The organism is Embleya sp. NBC_00896, from assembly GCF_045207785.1.
GTDB lineage: Bacteria > Actinomycetota > Actinomycetes > Streptomycetales > Streptomycetaceae > Embleya.
In genome coordinates this window covers 3,211,847-3,230,918 of the sequence record NZ_CP108776.1, presented here as the reverse complement: position 1 = coordinate 3,230,918, position 19,072 = coordinate 3,211,847, and the positions used below count along the sequence as shown (strand labels likewise).

17 protein-coding genes are annotated in these 19,072 nt (G+C 70.1%); 12 read left to right on the top strand and 5 right to left on the bottom strand.

Annotated features, from left to right (window positions below):
- Window positions 1-63: 63 nt before the first annotated feature.
- Window positions 64-1,800, bottom strand: a complete 1,737-nt coding sequence (locus tag OG928_RS14570; RefSeq protein ID WP_406283729.1) for a dolichyl-phosphate-mannose--protein mannosyltransferase — start codon at window positions 1,798-1,800, stop codon at window positions 64-66.
- 58 nt (window positions 1,801-1,858) lie between these two features.
- Between OG928_RS14570 and rsmI the strand changes: the two genes are divergently transcribed.
- The 12 genes from rsmI to OG928_RS14510 all read left to right on the top strand — a co-directional run bounded on the left by rsmI (window position 1,859) and on the right by OG928_RS14510 (window position 16,053).
- Window positions 1,859-2,725, top strand: a complete 867-nt coding sequence (rsmI, locus tag OG928_RS14565; RefSeq protein WP_406283727.1) for a 16S rRNA (cytidine(1402)-2'-O)-methyltransferase — start codon at window positions 1,859-1,861, stop codon at window positions 2,723-2,725.
- A gap of 345 nt (window positions 2,726-3,070) precedes the next feature.
- Window positions 3,071-3,436, top strand: coding sequence for a hypothetical protein (locus OG928_RS14560; protein WP_406283725.1), 366 nt, complete (start codon window positions 3,071-3,073; stop codon window positions 3,434-3,436).
- Between the two features lie 87 nt (window positions 3,437-3,523).
- Entirely contained in the window at window positions 3,524-5,161 is a 1,638-nt protein-coding gene (gene metG / locus OG928_RS14555) for a methionine--tRNA ligase (protein ID WP_406283723.1), read from the top strand.
- Complete coding sequence (locus OG928_RS14550) at window positions 5,162-6,058, top strand: TatD family hydrolase (protein ID WP_406283721.1); 897 nt, start codon at window positions 5,162-5,164, stop codon at window positions 6,056-6,058. It begins immediately after the preceding gene.
- Window positions 6,059-6,203: 145 nt separating this feature from the next.
- Window positions 6,204-7,364, top strand: a complete 1,161-nt coding sequence (locus OG928_RS14545) for a ubiquitin-like domain-containing protein (protein WP_406283720.1) — start codon at window positions 6,204-6,206, stop codon at window positions 7,362-7,364.
- A 13-nt stretch (window positions 7,365-7,377) separates the two neighbouring features.
- A complete protein-coding gene (gene rsmA / locus OG928_RS14540; protein ID WP_406283718.1) occupies window positions 7,378-8,262 on the top strand; it encodes a 16S rRNA (adenine(1518)-N(6)/adenine(1519)-N(6))-dimethyltransferase RsmA in 885 nt (294 codons plus the stop codon).
- A gap of 184 nt (window positions 8,263-8,446) precedes the next feature.
- Window positions 8,447-9,388, top strand: a complete 942-nt coding sequence (locus OG928_RS14535) for a 4-(cytidine 5'-diphospho)-2-C-methyl-D-erythritol kinase (RefSeq protein WP_406283717.1) — start codon at window positions 8,447-8,449, stop codon at window positions 9,386-9,388.
- A 52-nt stretch (window positions 9,389-9,440) separates the two neighbouring features.
- The gene (locus OG928_RS14530; RefSeq protein WP_406290977.1) at window positions 9,441-11,222 is read left to right on the top strand and encodes an ABC-F family ATP-binding cassette domain-containing protein; all 1,782 of its coding nucleotides are present in this window, start codon (window positions 9,441-9,443) and stop codon (window positions 11,220-11,222) included.
- Between the two features lie 223 nt (window positions 11,223-11,445).
- On the top strand, window positions 11,446-11,877 hold the full coding sequence (locus OG928_RS14525; protein ID WP_406283715.1) for a hypothetical protein: 432 nt from the start codon (window positions 11,446-11,448) through the stop codon (window positions 11,875-11,877).
- Between the two features lie 58 nt (window positions 11,878-11,935).
- Window positions 11,936-13,375: a WXG100 family type VII secretion target gene (locus OG928_RS14520; protein ID WP_406283713.1), complete on the top strand. Its 1,440-nt coding sequence runs from the start codon at window positions 11,936-11,938 to the stop codon at window positions 13,373-13,375.
- A 623-nt stretch (window positions 13,376-13,998) separates the two neighbouring features.
- Complete coding sequence (locus OG928_RS14515) at window positions 13,999-15,501, top strand: polysaccharide biosynthesis protein (RefSeq protein WP_406283712.1); 1,503 nt, start codon at window positions 13,999-14,001, stop codon at window positions 15,499-15,501.
- Between the two features lie 123 nt (window positions 15,502-15,624).
- Window positions 15,625-16,053, top strand: a complete 429-nt coding sequence (locus OG928_RS14510; RefSeq protein WP_406283710.1) for a pyridoxamine 5'-phosphate oxidase family protein — start codon at window positions 15,625-15,627, stop codon at window positions 16,051-16,053.
- Between the two features lie 7 nt (window positions 16,054-16,060).
- On the opposite strand, the gene OG928_RS14505 is transcribed toward OG928_RS14510, so the two are convergent.
- The 4 genes from OG928_RS14505 to OG928_RS14490 all read right to left on the bottom strand — a co-directional run bounded on the left by OG928_RS14505 (window position 16,061) and on the right by OG928_RS14490 (window position 18,811).
- Complete coding sequence (locus tag OG928_RS14505) at window positions 16,061-16,318, bottom strand: hypothetical protein (RefSeq protein ID WP_406283709.1); 258 nt, start codon at window positions 16,316-16,318, stop codon at window positions 16,061-16,063.
- Window positions 16,319-16,505: 187 nt separating this feature from the next.
- The gene (locus tag OG928_RS14500; protein ID WP_406283708.1) at window positions 16,506-16,865 is read right to left on the bottom strand and encodes a DUF6086 family protein; all 360 of its coding nucleotides are present in this window, start codon (window positions 16,863-16,865) and stop codon (window positions 16,506-16,508) included.
- A gap of 93 nt (window positions 16,866-16,958) precedes the next feature.
- Window positions 16,959-17,420, bottom strand: a complete 462-nt coding sequence (locus OG928_RS14495) for a hypothetical protein (RefSeq protein ID WP_406283707.1) — start codon at window positions 17,418-17,420, stop codon at window positions 16,959-16,961.
- A 200-nt stretch (window positions 17,421-17,620) separates the two neighbouring features.
- The gene (locus OG928_RS14490; protein ID WP_406283705.1) at window positions 17,621-18,811 is read right to left on the bottom strand and encodes a hypothetical protein; all 1,191 of its coding nucleotides are present in this window, start codon (window positions 18,809-18,811) and stop codon (window positions 17,621-17,623) included.
- Window positions 18,812-19,072: the final 261 nt, after the last annotated feature.

Here is a 19,072-nt window from a genome sequence, read left to right as displayed (position 1 = left end):
CCTGATGACGAACCCGACGACGAGCCCGATGACGAACCTGATCGCGAATCCGACGCGGACACGCTAGATCCAGGTGCTGAACCACATGCGGTCCAGCCATCCGCTGCGACTGATCGTCTGGCCGGTGAAGATCGGATAGAAGTACAGGAAGTTCCACGCGATCAACGCGATGATCGCGACCGTCCCTGCCGTACCCCACGCGCGTCGGCGCTCGCTCGCCCCCGGTGGGCCGAGCAGCGCGCCGAGCATCATGGTCACGGCCAGACACAGGAACGGCACGAACGCGACCGCGTAGAACAGGAAGATCGTCCGGCTCTGGAACGCCATCCACGGTAGGTACGCGGCGGCGAGTCCGCACAGGATCGCGCCCGCCCGCCAGTCGCGCCGCCCGGCCCAGCGGAACAGCATGTAGCCGACCGCGATCACCCCGGTCCACCACAGCAGCGGCGTCCCGATCCCGAGCACCGTCTGATAGCAGTCGGCCTCGGTGCACCCGGCCGTACCCCGATGCACGGTCTCGAAGTAGTAGGCAACCGGGCGACCCAGGACCAGCCAGCTCCACGGGTTCGACTCGTACGGATGTGGGCTGTCCAGGCCGGTATGGAAGGACAACATCTCGCCGTGGTAGTGCCACAGGCTGCGCAGCGGCGCCGGCACCCACGTCATGTCGAACTGCGGCAGCGGGATCGCGAACAGCTTCAGGTCCAGCGTCGCGGGGGAGAGCCCGTCGCGGTGGTTCGCCCAGTCCCGGAAGTAGCCGCCGTCGGTCATGAACCACCCGGTCCACGACCACACGTAGATCATGATCGCGACGCCCACCGTGGACAGCAGCGCGAACAGCACGTCGTGCCGAAGCGTCGAGCGGTACGGCCGGCGGGCACCGCATGCGCGGCGCGTCCCCGCGTCCCACAGCACGGACAGCACGCCGAACGCGGCGACCACGTAGAGGCCGCTCCATTTGGTGCCGCAGGCCAGGCCGAGGCAGATGCCGGCCATGATCCGCCACGGCCGCAGACCGAACTTCATCGCGTCCGCGCGCACCGCGTCCGTACCGGACTTGAACATCTGCGCGGCGATGGTTCTCGTATCGTCGCGGTCGATCAGCAGACAGCCGAACGCGGCGAGAATCCAGAACATCAGGACGAGGTCGAGCAGCGAGGTGCGGCTCATCACGAAGTGCAGGCCGTCGAGCGACATCAGCAGTCCGGCGACGCAGCCGAGCAGCGTCGAGCGGAACAGTCGGCGGCCGATCCGGCACAGCATCAGCACCGACAGCGTGCCGAGTACCGCGAGCGCGAAACGCCACCCGAATGGCGTCAGCCCGAAGAGTTGCTCGCCGAGCGCGATCGTCCATTTACCGATCGGCGGGTGCACGATGTACGAGGCCTGCGTCTGTAGAACGTCGTTCTGGCCGGCCAGGATCTGCTCGTTGGCTTCCTTGGGCCAGGTGCCCTCGTAGCCGAGCTTGAGCAGCGAGTAGCCGTCCTTGGCGTAGTACGTCTCGTCGAATATCACCGCACGCGGCTTGCCGAGGTTCCAGAACCGGATGAAACCCGCGAGCAGGGTCACCAGGATGCACGGCAGCCAGCCGCCGCCGGTGTACGCGCTGTTGTCGGTGTACGACGGCACGAGCCGTTCGCGCAGCGACGTCGAAGGTCGGTTCCGGTACCCGAATCGGGCCAGTGACCAGGCCCAACCCCGAGGCTCCGGACGGGTGGCCCCGGTGGTGTCGGGGGACTCCGCGGCCCCCTCCGGGGGCGGCTTTCGGGTCGGCGCGTCGGTCGCCACGTCACTCGTCACCTGAGCATCGTATTGAGGCGAGGGCGAGCCGGGGCGCGCGAAAGGGGAGGATGGCCGAGTGGAACACGAACAGGACAGCTCTCAGGGCGGCGTACTCGTACTGGCCGGCACCCCCATCGGCGACGTCACGGACGCGCCCGCGCGGCTCGCCGTCGAACTCGGCGCGGCCCAGGTGGTGGCCGCCGAGGACACGCGCAGGCTGCGCAGACTGGCCGGTGCGCTGGGCGCCGAGGTGCCGGGACGGGTGGTGTCGTATTTCGAGGGCAACGAGGCGGCGCGGACCCCGGAACTGGTCCAGGCACTGCGCGACGGCGCGCGCGTGTTGCTGGTGACGGACGCCGGGATGCCGTCGGTGTCCGATCCGGGCTATCGCCTGGTCGAGGCCGCGGTGGCCGAGGGCATCCGGGTGACGGCCGTGCCGGGACCGTCCGCGGTGCTGACCGCGCTCGCGCTGTCCGGCCTGCCGGTGGACCGGTTCTGCTTCGAAGGGTTCCTGCCGCGCAAGGCGGGCGAGCGGGCCCGGCGACTGGCCGATCTCGCCGCCGAGCCGCGCACGATGGTCTTCTTCGAGGCGCCGCACCGGCTGGCCGAGTCGCTCGCGGCGATGGCCGAGGCGTTCGGCGCCGGGCGCCGGGCGGCGGTGTGCCGCGAGCTCACCAAGACCTACGAGGAGGTCCGCCGGGATACCCTCGCCGACCTCGCCAAGTGGGCCGAGCCCGGCGTCCGCGGCGAGATCACCGTCGTGGTCACCGGTGCGCCGCCCGCCGACCCCTCGCAGATCGGTCCCGCCGAACTGGTCGCGCGTGTCGCCGGGCGAGAGGCCGCCGGGCAGACCCGCAAGGAGGCCATCGCGGAGGTCGCGGCCGAGGTCGGCGTCCAGAAGCGGGTGGTCTTCGACGCGGTGGTCGCGGCCAAGAAGGGGTGACTCCTCCGAGAAGCCAAGAAGGCGTGACTCCTCCGCGAAGGTGACTCCTCCGCGAAGGTGACTCCTCGATCAAGGGGTGACTCCTCCCCGGTCCCCGGTCCCCGGTCGCCGTCGGTCGCCGCCCTCGCCCGTCCCTCCCGCCGGGACGGTCAAGCGCGGGCAACGGGCAGGTAGGGCGCAGCACTCGATCGGGTGACGAGTCTCCCGGTCTCTCCATATTCCGTAGTGGCAGCCGTCAAGGAACGGCTTGTCCCGATACGGAAGGCGGCCGGCGGGCATTTCATGGATACCAGTCACGGGAGGCCCTCGAACGAGTCGGCGGCTCGACCGTGTGAGGAGGTCGTCATGGAGAACCCGACGGTGGTGCACGAGTCGTATTCCTTCGTCTGCATGTCGTGTGGTCGCGGGTGGGAGCGCGACTACGAGATCCACCACGCGACCGACCTGCACGGGGAACGGCTCTTCAGGTACTACTCGGAGGGCACGCTCGTGCCGTCCCCGTTCACGAAGCCCGCGTGCGAGCACTGCGGCGGCACCCGGCTGCGGATACTCCCGGCCGGTCGGGTCGCCTCGGCCGCGGGCCCCGCGCCCAAGCCGAAGGTCGTCAAGGCCGCGAAGTCGAAGGTCGTCAAGGCCGCGAAGCCGGCCGAGGTGTCCGCCCCGCGCCCGGCGTCCCGCTGGCATCTGCCGTCGCTGCACCGCTCCGCCTGAGCCCTACCCGGCTCCCGCGCGCCGGCCCGCCCGCCTCCACCGATACTCGGGGGCGGGCGTCGGCGCGCCGGCCGTAGGATTCCGGGTATGGCGGCCACTGGAACCACTGAGAACACTGCGGGCGAGCGCGAGAAGGCGTTCTATGTCACAACGCCCATTTACTACGTAAATGACGCGCCGCACCTGGGCCACGCCTATACGACCGTCGCAGGCGACGTGCTCACCCGTTGGCACCGTCAGCGCGGCGAGAAGGTGTGGTTCCTCACCGGCACGGACGAGCACGGTCAGAAGATCATGCGCACGGCCGAGGCGAACGGCGTCACCCCGCAGGAATGGTGCGACAAGCTCGTCACGGCGGCGTGGAAGCCCCTCTGGGAACACCTGAACGTCGCCAACGACGACTTCATCCGCACGACCGAGAAGCGGCACACCGACCGCGTCCAGGAATTCGTGCAGGACCTGTTCGACAAGGGCGAGATCTACAAGGGCGGCTACGAGGGCCCCTACTGCGTCGCCTGCGAGGAGTTCAAGGTCCCGGGCGACCTGCTCGACGGCGAGGACGGGCAGAAGCTGTGCCCGGTGCACAAGCGCCCGGTGGAGATGCTCAAGGAGGAGAACTACTTCTTCAAGCTCTCCGAGTACGGCCCGAAGCTGCTCGAGTTCTACGAGGCCAACCCCGACTTCATCCAGCCGGCGTCGGCGCGCAACGAGGTCCTCTCGTTCGTGCGGCAGGGTCTTCAGGACCTGTCGATCTCGCGCTCGACGTTCGACTGGGGCATCCCGGTCCCGTGGGACCCCAAGCACGTCATCTACGTGTGGATCGACGCGCTGCTCAACTACGCCACCGCGGTCGGCTACGGCGCGGACCAGGCGAAGTTCGAGGGCACCTTCCCCGCCGACGTGCACCTGGTCGGCAAGGACATCCTGCGCTTCCACGCGGTGATCTGGCCCGCGATGCTGATGGCGAACAGCCTGCCGGTGCCCGGCAAGGTGTTCGCGAACGGCTGGCTGATGGTCGGCGGCGAGAAGATGAGCAAGTCGAACCTGACCGGCATCGCGCCGCAGCAGCTGACCGACCACTTCGGCGTCGACGCGTACCGCTACTACTTCCTGCGCGCGATCCAGTTCGGCCAGGACGGGTCGTTCTCGTGGGAGGACTTCTCCGCGCGGTACACCTCCGAGCTGGCCAACGACTTCGGCAACCTGGCCTCGCGCGTGGCGGCCATGGTCGGCAAGTACTTCGAGGGCGCGCTGCCCGCCTCGACCGCCGACGGCGAGGCCGAGGGCGTGCTGCACAGCGCGCTGATCGAGGCCGTGGCGGTCGCGGACGACAAGATGCGCGCGCTCGACTTCCAGGGTGGCCTGGACGCGGTGTTCGGCTACGTGAAGCTGGTCAACGGCTACATCACGGAGCAGGAGCCGTGGAAGGTGGCCAAGGACGACAGCGCGGCCGGGCAGGCCAGGCTCGCGACGATCCTGTACACCTCGGCCGAGTCGCTGCGCGCGCTCGCCGTACTGCTCAACCCGGTGATGCCGGAGACCTCGCAGAAGTTGTGGGACTCGCTCGGCGCCGAGCCGCACCTGGGCCCGCTGGCGGCGCAGCCGGTGCAGGACTCCAGCCGCTGGGGCCAGCTGCCCGCCGGGGCCGTGGTGACCAAGGGCGCGGTCCTGTTCCCGCGCCTTGAAGAGCAGCCCGCACGGGGCGACAAGAAGGCCGACGCGTAAGTGAGCAAGCGCAAGCGGCGGGACGGCGGGCCGCGCGACACCACCCCGCCGCCCGCGCCCGAACCGTTGCGGGTGCCCGTGTGGGACGCCCACACGCACCTGGATCTACAGGAGGCGACGGTGGCCGACGCGTTGTCGGCCGCCGCCGCGGTCGGCGTGAGCACGCTCGTGCAGGTCGGCATCGACGTGCCGTCCTCGGTGTGGGCCGCCGAGACCGCCGAGGCGCACGAGCGGGTGCACGCGACCGTTGCCCTGCACCCCAACGAGGCGCCGCGGATCGTGCTCGGCGACCCCGACGGGTGGTCCGGGCAGCGCCGGGCGCCGGGCGGCGCGGCCGCGCTCGACGCCGCGATCGCCGAGATCGACAAGCTCGCCGGGATGGCGCACGTGCGCGGGATCGGCGAGACCGGTCTGGACTACTTCCGCACCGGTGACGAGGGCGTGGACACCCAGCAGGAGTCGTTCCGACGACACATCGAGATCGCCAAGCGGCACCGCAAGCCGCTGGTGATCCACGACCGCGAGGCGCACGAGGACGTGCTGCGGATCCTGGCCGAGGAGGGCGCACCGGAACGGGTGGTCTTCCACTGCTTCTCGGGTGACGCCGAGCTGGCCCGGACCTGCGCCGAGCACGGCTACGTGATGTCGTTCGCCGGCAACGTGACCTATCCGAGCGCGCAGCCGCTGCGGGACGCGCTCGCGGTCGCGCCGCTCGACCTGATCCTGGTCGAGACGGACGCGCCGTTCCTGACCCCGATGCCCTTCCGCGGCCGGCCGAACGCGCCCTATCTGATCCCGGTCACGGTCCGGGCGATGGCCGAGGTCAAGGGCCTGGCCGAGGACGAGTTCGCCGCCGCGCTGGCCGGCAACGCCGAACGGGCCTTCGCCCCCGCGTAGTTCCTTCCCGCGTGTCGTCCGTCACCCGTACGACCGGGTGGCGGGCGGTGCGTGCTCGGCGCCGGTGTACAGTCCGGTGCTCGTCAGCCAGAACATCGGACGGCACCCTCCGCCCGGCCGACCCCCGGATACCCCAGGAGCCCCGTTGAGTCGTTCCGCCGGCTCCGCCCGCAGGCGCAACACCGCCCGGGCGGGACGGGGTGGCAAGCGCCCCGGTCCTTCGCTGCGCACACTCGTTCCGCAGGCCCTCGTCGTCGCCGTCCTGGTGGGCGGCACCACGGCCTTCGTCTCGTACGACAAGACGGTCACGCTCGTCGTCGACGGCGAGGAGCGCACCGTGCACACCTTCGCCTCCAACGTCTCCGGGCTGCTCGGCCGGCAGGAGATCAAGGTCGGCGAGCACGACATCGTCGCGCCGGGGCGCAACGCCGGCATCGAGGACGGCGACCGCGTCGCGGTGCGCTACGGCCGCCTCCTGACGATGACCGTCGACGGCCGTCCGCAGCAGGTCTGGGTGACCGCGAAGTCGGTCGCCGAGGCGCTGGAGCAGATCGGCGTCCGCGAGGACGGCGCGTACCTGTCCGCGTCGCGCGACCTGCCGATCGGCCGCGAAGGGCTCAACCTGGACGTGCGCACCGAACGGGCGATCACGTTCCTGGTCGACGGCCGCACGATCCCGCTCCGCACGAACGCGGCGACCGTGCAGGCCGCCCTGGAACAGGCCGGCATCGCGATAGGGCCGCAGGACCGGGTGGACACCCCGACCGACGCGTATCCCCAGCAGGGCCAGACGATCTCGATCGTGCGGGTCACCGGGAGCACCGTGACCAAGGACGAGAAGATCCCGTTCAAGACGACCAAGCAGGACGACCCGACGGAGTTCAAGGGCACCGAGGAGGTCACCACCAAGGGTGTCGCCGGGCTGCGCCAGATCACCTACGCGTACGAGACGATCAACGGCGTCAAGCAGGAGCCGCGCAAGATCTCCGAGAAGGTCCTCAAGGAGCCGGTGACCCAGATCGTCAAGGTCGGTACCAAGGAGATGCCGGACTCGGTGGCCGGGGCCGACCAGCTCAACTGGAACGCGCTCGCGCAGTGCGAGTCGGGCGGCCGGGCGAACGTGGTCGACGCCTCCGGGACCTATCACGGGCTCTACCAGTTCGACGCGCAGACGTGGCGGTCGATGGGCGGCACCGGCGTGGCGAGCCAGGCACCCGCCTCCGAGCAGACATACCGGGCAAAGCTCATGTTCGTGCAACGGGGGTCGAGTCCGTGGCCTCTGTGCGGAAGCAGGCTTTATTCGTGAGTAGGCTTTATTCGTGAACGATCATCCCGCGGGACCGGGACTGCTCGGTGCCGCGGACATCCGCGCGCTCGCCGAGGCCCTGGGTGTACGCCCGACCAAGCAGCTCGGACAGAACTTCGTCATCGACGGCAACACGGTGCGGCGCATCGTGCGGACCGCCGGGGTGCGGCCCGACGACGTGGTCGTCGAGATCGGTCCGGGCCTCGGCTCGCTGACGCTGGCCCTCCTGGAGAGCGCCGCGCGGGTCGTCGCGGTCGAGATCGACCCGGTGCTGGCGCGGCACCTGCCGACCACCATCGAGGCGCGGATGCCCGAGCGGGCGGCCGACTTCGCGCTCGTGCACGCCGACGCGATGACCGTGACCGAGCTGCCGGGCCCGGCGCCCACCGCGCTGGTGGCGAACCTGCCCTACAACGTCTCGGTGCCGGTGCTGCTGCACATGCTCCAGACCTTCCCGTCGCTGGAGCGGCTGCTCGTGATGGTGCAGTCGGAGGTGGCGGATCGGCTCGCGGCGACGCCCGGCGGCAAGGTGTACGGCGTGCCGTCGGTCAAGGCCGCGTGGTACGCCGACGTCAAGCGCGCCGGGGCGATCGGGCGCAACGTGTTCTGGCCCGCGCCCAACGTCGACTCGGGCCTGGTGTCGTTCGTGCGCCGGGATCCGCCGAAGACCACCGCGACCCGGCAGGAGGTCTTCGCGGTCGTCGACGCCGCGTTCGCGCAGCGCCGCAAGACGCTGCGTGCGGCGCTCGCGGGCTGGGCCGGATCCGCCGCGGGAGCCGAGCAGGCGCTGCGCGCGGCCGACATCGACCCGCGCACGCGCGGCGAGGCGTTGGGCGTGGAGGCGTTCGCCCGGATCGCCGAGCATCGCCCGTCGGGGATCGCCGAACAGGATCGCTGAGCGGGATCGCCAAGCGGGATCACCGAGCGGGATCGCCGAGCGCGATCGTCGAGCGCGATCGCCGAGCCGCCCCCGCGAACGACTGCCTTGTGACGCCGTCGGTACCATCGGCCACGGTGTCGAGGAGTTCGCGCGGCACCCGTCCGAAGAGGCCTGGCAGGGCCACGAAGGAGTTCCACGAGCCGTGTCTTCCGTCACCGTCAGCGTTCCCGCGAAGGTCAACCTGCAACTCGCGGTCGGCGGCGTGCGGCCGGACGGCTTCCACGAGCTGGTCAGCGTCTTCCACGCCGTGTCGCTGTACGACGAGGTGACCGTCGAGAGCGCGGACCGGCTGAGCCTCACCTGCGACGGCGAGGGCATCGACGACGTCCCGCTCGACCACACCAACCTGGCCGCGCGCGCGGCCGTCCTGCTCGCGGACCGGCTCGGCCGCGAGCCGCACGTGCGCATCCGCATCCGCAAGGGCATCCCGGTCGCCGGCGGCATGGCCGGCGGCAGCGCGGACGCCGCCGCGACGCTGCTGGCGTGCGACACGCTGTGGCGCGGCGACACCCCCCGCGAGATGCTCCGCCGGCTGGGCGCCGAGCTGGGCAGCGACGTGCCGTTCTCCGACCTGGGCGGCACCGCGATCGGCACCGGGCGGGGCGAGCGGCTCGCGTCGGTGCCGACCACGGCGCGCTTCCACTGGGTGTTCGCGCTGGCCGACGGCGGGCTGTCCACGCCCGCCGTGTACGGCGAGTGCGACCGCCTGCGGGACGAGGCCGGTACAGGGGTACCGCGGCCGGCGCCGCGCGAGGAGCTGATCGCCGCGCTGCGGGCCGGCGACGCGTACGCGCTGGGCGCGAACCTGGTCAACGATCTGCAGCCGGCCGCGCTGTCGCTGCGGCCGTCGCTCGCCGCGACGCTGCGGGCGGGGGTGGACGCGGGCGCGGTCGGCTCGCTGGTGTCCGGCTCCGGGCCCACCTGCGCGTTCCTGGCGCCGGACGAGGAGACCGCGCACGTGGTGGCTGATCGGCTCGCCGCGTCCGGCACGTGTCGAGCGGTGCGCGTCGCGTACGGCGCGGTGTCCGGGGCCCGCGTGCTGCCCCGGCGGGTCGTTCCGGTGGAGCGCGAGAACACGGTGTAGCGCGGAGCGTTAGGCTTGGTCGAATGCGAGCGTTGCGGTATGGCGGTTCGGTCTGATGGCGAACCTGGTCAATCTTGAGTCAGTCGGCAAGGCGTATGTCATGCGCACCCTGCTCGACGAGGTGTCCCTCGGCGTGGCCGAAGGCGACCGGATCGGGGTCGTGGGTCGCAACGGGGACGGCAAGACCACGCTGATCCGGGTGATGGCCCAGCGGGAGCCGGTCGATTCGGGTCGGGTCACCCACGTGGGTGGGCTCAGCCTCGGCATCCTCAGCCAGCAGGACGACCTGGACCCGACGGCGACGGTGCGCCAGGAGATCGTCGGCGACCGTCCCGAGCACGAGTGGGCGGGTGACGCCCGCATCCGCGACGTGCTGACCGGTCTGTTCGGCGGCCTGGCGATGCCCGGCTTCGAGAGCGGCATCGACTCGGTGATCGGCCCGCTGTCCGGTGGCGAGCGCCGCCGGATCGCGCTGGCGAAGCTGCTGATCGGCGAGCACGACCTGATCATCCTGGACGAGCCCACCAACCACCTCGACGTCGAGGGCATCGCGTGGCTGGCCGGGCACCTCAAGGCGCGCCGATCCGCGCTGGTCGTGGTCACCCACGACCGCTGGTTCCTGGACGAGGTCTGCACCCGCACGTGGGACGTGCAGGGCGGCAAGGTGCACGACTACGAGGGCGGCTACTCCGCGTACGTGCTGGCCCGGGCCGAGCGCTCGCGGATCGCCAGCACCGAGGAGACCAAGCGGCAGAACCTGGTCCGCAAGGAGCTCGCGTGGCTGCGCCGCGGCGCCCCGGCGCGGACCTCCAAGCCCAAGTTCCGGATCGAGGCCGCGAACGAGCTGATCGCGGACGAGCCGCCGCCGCGCGACACGCTGGCGCTGCGCGGCTTCGCCAACGCGCGCCTGGGCAAGACCGTGTTCGAACTGCTCGACGTGCGGATCGAGGCGGGCCCCAAGACGCTCCTGGAGCACCTGACCTGGAACCTGGGCCCGGGCGACCGGATCGGCCTGGTCGGCGTCAACGGCGCGGGCAAGACCTCGCTCCTGCGCGCGCTCAAGGACGCCGCCTACGAGGAGAAGCAGCCGGCCGCGGGCAAGGTCGTGGTCGGGCGCACGGTCAAGCTCGCCTACCTCTCGCAGGAGGTCACCGAGCTGCCGCCCGCGCTGCGCGTGCTGGAGGCGGTCTCGCAGATCCGCGAGCGGGTCGAGATCGGCAAGGGCAAGGAGCTGACCGCGGGCCAGCTGTGCGAGCAGTTCGGGTTCACCGGCGAGAAGCAGTGGACCCCGGTCTCCGACCTCTCCGGCGGCGAGCGGCGCCGACTCCAGCTGCTGCGGCTGCTGATGGACGAGCCGAACGTGCTGTTCATGGACGAACCGACCAACGACCTCGACATCGAGACGCTGACCCAGCTGGAGGACCTGCTCGACGGCTGGCCGGGTTCGCTGGTGATCGTCAGCCACGACCGGTACTTCATCGAGCGCACCACGGACACCGTGCTGGCGCTGCTCGGCGACCGCACGCTGCGGATGCTGCCCGGTGGCATCGAGGAGTACCTCAAGCGCCGGCGCGCCGCGGTCGAGGCCGACGTGCCCGCCGCGCCGACCCGGCGCGGCGGTGGCGACACCCGCGCCGCGAAGAAGGAACTCCAGCGAGTGGAACGGCAGTTGTCCAAGCTGGTCGACCGGGAGAAGAAGGTGCACGACGGCCTGGCCGAACACGCGACCGACTTCGACAAGGTCTCCGCGCTCGACGCCGAACTGCGCGCGATCCGGGACGAGCGCGACCAACTGGAGATGCGCTGGCTGGAGTTGGCGGAGGAGACCGAATAGTCGGTCTCCCTGACACCCCGTCACCCGGCATTCACTCAATCGATATCCGAGCGCGGCCGAACCGAGGGGTTACCCCGTACCCAAGGGTCACATCGGCTGGGTACGCTGATGACACTGATACGGGTGTGCCGCGATGCGCTGCCCCGAACTTGGGGCCCCGCGCGGCGCGTTGGTAACGAGCTGTGTGGCGTCGGGGCGGTGTCTCAACTCCACGCACGGGGGAGTGTTGCAGATGCTCATCGCGGATATTGGCGACGGCGGACCGGTGGGGGTCTCCTCGTCGGACATGCGGGCGATGTCCGCCGGCCTCGAGACGATGGTGCAGTTCCAGAAGGACGTCCAGAAGGTTCTGGACGACCTGGACGGGTCGACCGCGGCGCCGCACAAGCTGGTGGACAACCGCGTCGAGATGGGCTCTTCGGGCAGCTTCGGCGAGGCGATCCGCCTGTGGTCGAGCTATGTGGACGTGCGCCAAGGGCTGATCGACATGTCGACGCAACTCAAGCGTCACATCGAGGCCATGCAGATGACGATTCAATACGTCCAGGGCACGTACGAGGGCAACGAGCAGGAATTCACCGCCAAGTACAAGTCCCTGCAAGAGGACTACGCGAACAACGCGCCGGCGCCCGCACCGCCGGTGAAGACTCCCTGAGCGGGGTCGAGAGCCGACATGACGGGTACGACGGGTACTACGGGGACGGGGTGACGACATGCTGGATGCCGGCGGAGGCGGTGGCGGGTGGGGAGATGGCCCCACCAACTTCGAGGCTTATTCGCACGAGGCACTGAAGTTGATGCTCGACGGTGCGCGGCCCGCGGACCTGACCGCGTCGGGCCAGGAGTTGCTCGACGCCAAGGAGACCCTGGAGACGCTGACCACCGCGCTCGAGACGCGGATCAGCCGACTCGAGTGGACCGGGGTGTCCGCCGACAACTTCCGTGACTGGACCGGCAAGGTCGTGGTCGCGACCCGCAAGTTCGCCGAGCACTCGGGGAGCGTCGGCAGCGCGATGACCGAGGCCGGCAACTCGTTGAGCTTCGCCCTGGTGACCATGCCGGAGGTGCCGCCCAACGCGAAGACCATCGTGGACAGCAACGGCGAGAAGCGCCTGGTGTGCCGGCCGGGGGACACCCCGGACAAGAAGGCCATGGTGGAGTCCGCCAAGACCGAGCTGGAGAGCGCGCGCCAGGAGGCCATCCGCCGAATGGAGAGCCTGGGCAGCAGCTACACGGTGACCACCGAGACGCTGACCAAGGTGCCGGACGTCGTGTTCCCTCCGCTGCCGGCGTTACCGGCGGGCTCGGGCGGCGGAGGCGGCAACTCGGGTGGCGGCGGTGGCAGTCGCAAGGGCAGTGGCACGGTTCGGGTCAGCACCGGCAAGAACGATGGCACGCTGATCCCCGGTCACGGCCCGTCCGGTGACGGCGGCGGTGGCTACACCGGTGGTGGGGGCGGCGGGGGCGGCTACACCGACCCCGGCGGCGTCGGTGCCGGCGGCGGTGGCGGGTTCGTATCGGCACCCAGGGACACCGACCTGCTCGGCAACGGCGGCTTCCAGAACAACAACAACGGTCCGACGACGACGCTGCCCGGTCCGAACGGCGGCCCTCCCGGTCCGAGCGGGCCCGGCGGTGGTCCTCCCAACACCGGGCTTCCGACCATCCCGGCCGGCGGCCACCTGAACCTCCCACCCGGTCGCGGCATCCCGGGCACTCCCCCCGGCGGCAAGGGCCGGGCGACGCTGTCCTCGACCCCGCCCAACCAGGGCCGGACCACCAACCCGACCGTCGGCGAGCCGGTGTCCGGTGGCCGACCGTTCGGCCGCAGCCCGATGGGTGGCGGCGGCGGTACCGGTCCGAACAACCTCGGCGGCGGAACGGCCAAGGGCGGCGCGGGCGGTCGGCGCTTCACCGGCCAGGCCGGCGGCGTCGTGGGCGGCACGCCGCGGGCCGGCGGTGCGCCGGGCCAGTTCTCCTCGGGCGGCAGCGGCCTCGGTGCGGGTCGCGGCACGGGTATGCGCGGTGGCGGCATGGGCGCGGGCACCGGCGGCCGGGACGAGCGCAACCGGCGGCAGCGCGCCGACTACCTGCACGAGGAGGAGGAGACGTGGTCGGGCAACCGGACCACGGCTCCGCCGGTGGTCGACTGACCCCGACCGACGGGTTCATCCGATCGGCCCCATCCGCGTTCGTCGCGGGTGGGGCCGATTCGTTGTTTCCCACGCGCGAGGGCGTGGAGCGGGACGCCGCGGAGCGCGGCGGTTCGGCTCGGCAGCCCGGCTCGGGGGCTCGGCTCGGGGGCTCGGCTCGGCGGTTCGGCTCGGTTCGGTGGCTCGGCTCGGCGGTCCCGCCGAGTCGGGTCGAAACGGGTGGTGGAGTGACCGGAACGGTCCGGAAACTGTCCGGAACGCTTGCTCGACCGCCCGGAACGGCCGGAAAACCGCCCGGAGTTCGTGTGCGGACACGGAAAAGGCGAAGTTGCGGGCGTTTGGGCAAAACCCCGACGGGGGCAGGAAGCGCGCCGTACGCTGAATCCCGAGTGCCGGTGGTTGCCTGCGCGGCTGTTGGTCCACCCGATACGCCTGGGCCGCAAGTGACGTCGCGACCGTGGAACCACCGGGGTTGTGGGGGCAATAGGGGCAGTCGCGTACGACCGCCGGGGTGGGCGTGGTGCGATGGGGCGGGACGCCTATCTGCACCGGCGTGTCAGTGCCGCATGTGGTCGGTGCACGATCCGATGCCGATCACGCTGCACCTGACCAAGGGGGGCTTGATGGGTCGGAGTACAGCAGCGACGGACACTTCGGGAGCGGGTCTGCGCACCCTGGTCGTGGGGGCCGGGTCGGCAGGCAGCGCGTTGGCGCGGGATCTGTTGCGGACGCCCGATTTCGGGTTGCGTCCGATCGGATTCCTCGACGACGATCCCGACAAGGACGGCGTCCGGGTCGCGGACGCCGAGAATCCGCAACATCTCCTACCGGTCCTGGGCGGGCTCGACGCCCTGACCGACGTGGCATTGGCGCACGATATCGAGGTGGTCGTGCTGGCCATCCCGGGACTTCCGCACGAAGACTTTCGCAAGGTGGCCGCGGGCGCGGCCGGCGTCGGCGCCGCGGTCCGGTATCTGCCGTCGTTCCTGGTCGCGTTGCGTCGTGACGTGGTCGGCAGCGACATGCGCATGCTCGACGTCAACCGGCTGATCGGTCGGCAGGAACTGCACGTGGTCTCGGCCTCGGTGCGCGAGGTCATCGCGGGCCGGCGGGTCCTGATCACCGGCGCGGGCGGCTCGATCGGCAGCGAGCTGTGCAGGCAGGTGTACGGCTTCGGGCCGAGCCGCATGTACATGCTCGACCACGACGAATCCAATCTGCACCGCCTCCAACTCGACGTGTGGGGCGAGGCGTTACTCGACGACGAGACGCTGGTCATCGCCGACATCAGGGATCGGCCGCGGATCGAGCAGCTCTTCCACGACCTCAAGCCGGAGGTGGTCTTCCACGCCGCCGCGCACAAGCACCTGCCGCTGCTCGAGCGGCACCCGTGCGAGGCGGTCAAGTCCAATGTGCTCGGCACGGAGAACCTGGTCCGGGCCGCGCTCGACGTGGGGGTCGAGCGGTTCGTGCTGATCTCCACCGACAAGGCGGCCGACCCGGTCTCGGTGCTCGGCGCGACCAAGCGGCTCGCCGAGCTGATCGTGCAGGCGAACACGCAGGCGCCCGGGGTCTTCGCGGGCGTGCGGTTCGGGAACGTGCTCGGCAGTCGCGGTTCGCTGTTGTCGGTCCTGGCCGAACAGCTGCGCGCGGGTGGCCCGGTGACGGTCACTCATCCGGATGTCACGCGCTTCTTCATGACCATCGAGGAGGCCGTGGGGCTGGTCCTGGAGGCGGGCCGAATGGCCGAGGGCGGGGAGATCTTCGTCCTCGACATGGGCGAGCCGGTGCGCATCGTGGACCTGGTGCACAAGTTCGCCGAGCAGGTCAACCTGCCGAACGTGCCGATCCGGTTCACGGGTCTGCGCCCCGGCGAGAAGCTGAACGAGGCGCTGTTCTCGACCACCGAGGAGCGGTTGCCCACCGAACACCCGCGGATCCAGGCGACGGTGCCGCCGGGACAGGCCCTGGACGCGGTGGTACGACTGCCGGAACTGTACGAGGCGGCCGCCGTCAACAACACGAAGGCGGTGCGCGCGCTGCTGACCGAGCTGCTCCCGGGCTACGTCACGCCGGAAGCGGCGACCACGGAAGTGCTGTCCGCTCCGTATCCGGACGACTTCTAGAGGCTTCTAGAGGTCGTCCGGACGCCGTACGGACGGTGTCGGGACGGTAATCCTGTGACCGGTGGGGTGGAGGGCGCAGTACGGTGGCCGTGAGGCCCCTGTGCTGCGAAAGGCGGATCCTCCATGATCGACCCCGAACTGAAGACGGCTCTGGACGCCATGCTCGGCGATCCGGAGCACTGGGTGCACGTGGGGACGGTGACCCCGACGGGGGAGCCGCACGTGACTCCGGTGATGCTCGCCTACGACGACGAGTACCTCTACCTCAGCCTCACCGGCCGCACGAAGAAGGCGAACCTGGAACACGATCCGCGAGTGTGCCTGTCGATGGCGCGGGACGGCGACATCGCGCATGTCATCGTGTGGGGCGAGGTCGCCATGCGCGAGGACGAATGGGCCCAGGAACGCTGGGAGTTCGCGATGCGCCACATTCTGGGCGAGGCGGGCCTGGAACAACAGCGCCGGCCGCTGTCGCGGGAGGGCACGAGCCTGGGCGTGGTGACGCCGAAGCGGTGGCGCGTGTTCGGGTTGGGGCCCGGCCCGGGTTCCTGACGATGGCTCACCCCAGCGCCGCCTCGTCCCGCTCACGGTGGATCTCCGCCTGCGCGAACAGCACCGAGGCGGCGTAGCAGGGGAGCACGACCAAGCCGGCGACGAGCACGACGTCTTCGGCTCGAAACAGACTCGTCGCAACCCCGATCAGCGCCAGGGCGAGCGGCAACAACCGCCGCCACGCCGCGAGGTCATGCATTCGTGCCACGCGCCCGGCCCGCACGAGCACACCGCCACCGGCCAGGGACACGAGCAGAATCGCCAACAACTCCACGTGAGTACAGGGACCTTTCGCCGATCGAACCGATGTACGCGGCCCTCAGCAAACCAGAAGTCCCGTGCGGGCGGGCCACGTTCAAGATCGGGCGACCTCTTCCCTGACTCGACTCGGGCCGGGACGAGCCGGAGGCCAATGCGTGACAGCCCGGATGCCAACGGTGGCTCGGCCGGGTTCAGGTCGGAAACCTGATCCCATGCTCGCGAGCCTTCGCCAGGACTGCCGCCTGCTCCGGGTCTGCGGCCTGCAAGGTCACACCGAGCTTCTCCAAGAGCGCGAGGGAGACCACCAGCGGGCCGAGCGTCAGCAGTCGCAACTCCGGATGTGACGTTCCGAAATGGGCCGCGAAGACCGCCCGAGTGAATCGCTCGAAGGCCGCCGGCTCGATCCGGGATGTGTCCGACCGATCCGTAGTGAGCCCCGATTCCACGCCCAGAACGGCACTCAAGCCGTCCACGGCCGCAAGGTAGAGCCGCCCGACCCGCAGCGCCGGAAACCAGATGGACTCCCCGCTCGCCTCGAAAAGGTGACTCATCCTCGCTGCCTCCCCTGCCTCGGCGGCTCATCCTGGCTCGTCCCGTCCGGAACCTCCAGAGCGAACCAGATCCGCTTGCCGCGCACGAGGGATTCACACCGTGCGCACGCGACAACGCGCCGAGCACCGGTACACCCCGACCAGGGTCGGCGAGCCCACTCCCACGCCGGCCACGCAGAGCCGCAACGACAACACTCGGAACGGCGGTGCGTGGTTGCCGTAGCGCGGCTTGCAGAGTGTGCACGGGATCGGTCGGCCTTCGCGGTCCTCGCCGCGCCGGCCGCGTGTGCAGTCGCATGCGGGTGTGGGGTCGGGGGTGGGCGTCGGGTCCGGGCTGACGGATCGTCGGAATGTTTCCCGCATGGTCGCGTGCATCTCGATGGCCTCGTCCAGGCGATACAGGAGGACGGCCAGCGGTGAACGGATTCCGGGGCCGGTGAGCGGTCCGCGCGTTCGGATGGTGTCCGCGAGGTCGTGGATCAGCACGGTCCGGTCGGCGCGTTGTGCGAGCTTGAGCGCGACCCGGGGCCTCGTATCGCACCGCCCGATCCCCATCACGACGGGCCGAACAAGGGGTCGAGCTCCGCGACTTCGGCATGGGAATACGAACCGAGTGTCGCCGGCGTGTACCGGAGGCGATCGCGATCCGTGCCGGTGAAATCGAGGCCGGCGCTACTCGCGACCTGGACCGCGTGAGCACACCCGCTTGGTCGGCAGGGGACTTTGCGGGCCCGGATCCGCCGGTGTGGGGGCCTCTAGCACGGCACATCGCTTCCGCATCGCCACAGGGTTCCCCGGTCCGCGTAGACGTTGGCGCGGGGAGAGAACGCGTGGCCAATCCACTCCTGTCCGTCGCCTGCGGCAATGTATGCCTGTCCCTGATAGGCCAGCGGGGCGTCCTGGCGTGCCGTCTCGCAGTGGGCCGGATCCGTGGTGAATGTTGTGCCCGGTTCAACGGTGATGTGGGTAGTGGCAGGCCCGGGTTTGCAGTCGTGAGCCGCTCCTGCCCAGAAGCCACCCACCTTGACCGTGACTTTCACGGCGGAAGCTGTGGGATTGTCGACTTTGAGGGCGAAAGCCACCTTGTCGCGCCGGACCCTCGCACAGGCGCGCAGTTGCACACCGGACGGACCGGTTTTGGGCGGAGAACAGCGGCTGTCTTCCCCCAACGCGTCACTGGACTGGGCAGTTGTTCCTGCGGTCGATGTCGCTGAGCTGGAGGAAAGCTCGGCCTGACCGCCCTGCTCGGTTGACCCAGACCATCCCTTCGCGGCGATCGCCAGGGCGATCAGTAAGCCGACGGCCGCAACGACGGTGGTAGGCCGCTTCCATGAGCTGGAGGCGGCAGGGGCAGGAGGGTCTGCGGTCGTCGGCGGGGCAGTCGGGTCGGCTGCGGGCTGCTCGCTGTCTTCGCTGGGGACGGCCTGGGCGGTGGACCCGGCTGCCGGGGCCTGCGCCGGCGTGTCGTCAGCGGGAACCGGCGGCAGGTCTGTTGACTCCGGGGAGACCGCTGCGTCGGCCGGGCCCGGCGGGGGGCTGGGCTGCTCTGGGGCCTTGAGCGCCTTGACTACCGCGCTGCGCCATTGATGGCCTTTGATCTTGTGTAGCTGGATCCTGTGGAACTCAATCCGCTTGGCGATCCCCATCAGTCGCCGGCTTTGGGACGCGGAATCGGCCCGGAAAGCCTCGACAATCCGGGCGGTGTCCTGGACGGTCGGCACACGGCCGGATCTCTTGTTCTCGCCGAGCAACTGATCGCGACCGAGCAGCCAATGCCCCAGGAGAGGGTTGTCGATCTTCGGGTCCGCGTCCCGCAACCGGGCGACCAGCCCCGAACGGGAGGGCCCAGGCCCCTCCATCACCTCTTGTAGGCACTCACTCCACTCATCCAGGGCCTGGACGAGGGCGTACGCCAACTCTTCGAAGGCCTCCCCCTGTTCCGCCACTGCTGCTTCTCCTCCTGCCCAAAGCTTGCACTGCGCTAGTGAAACAGCAGGTCAGAGCTTATGCACCTTGCACTGCAAGCGCCTGCCGGACAAAGGATCTGGAGCGGGCTTCCGGCATTCAGGAGAGTGGATCGCGGAGGACGGGACCGAGCTGATCCGCCCTTCAATCCGGCTATCCAGGAACGGAGTCCTGCCATGAACCGATCGACGACCCGAAAGCATCGCACACTCCCGACCCACTACAACGACCTTCTGCCCAAG

Bases quoted from the DNA above. Each gene is read 5' to 3' on its own strand.
- OG928_RS14520 (WP_406283713.1), top strand. From the start codon at position 11,936: ATGCTGGATGCCGGCGGAGGCGGTGGCGGGTGGGGAGATGGCCCCACC.
- OG928_RS14510 (WP_406283710.1), top strand. From the start codon at position 15,625: ATGATCGACCCCGAACTGAAGACGGCTCTGGACGCCATGCTCGGCGAT.
- OG928_RS14560 (WP_406283725.1), top strand. From the start codon at position 3,071: ATGGAGAACCCGACGGTGGTGCACGAGTCGTATTCCTTCGTCTGCATG.
- metG (WP_406283723.1), top strand. From the start codon at position 3,524: ATGGCGGCCACTGGAACCACTGAGAACACTGCGGGCGAGCGCGAGAAG.
- OG928_RS14500 (WP_406283708.1), bottom strand. From the start codon at position 16,865: ATGAGTCACCTTTTCGAGGCGAGCGGGGAGTCCATCTGGTTTCCGGCG.
- OG928_RS14495 (WP_406283707.1), bottom strand. From the start codon at position 17,420: ATGGGGATCGGGCGGTGCGATACGAGGCCCCGGGTCGCGCTCAAGCTC.
- OG928_RS14515 (WP_406283712.1), top strand. From the start codon at position 13,999: ATGGGTCGGAGTACAGCAGCGACGGACACTTCGGGAGCGGGTCTGCGC.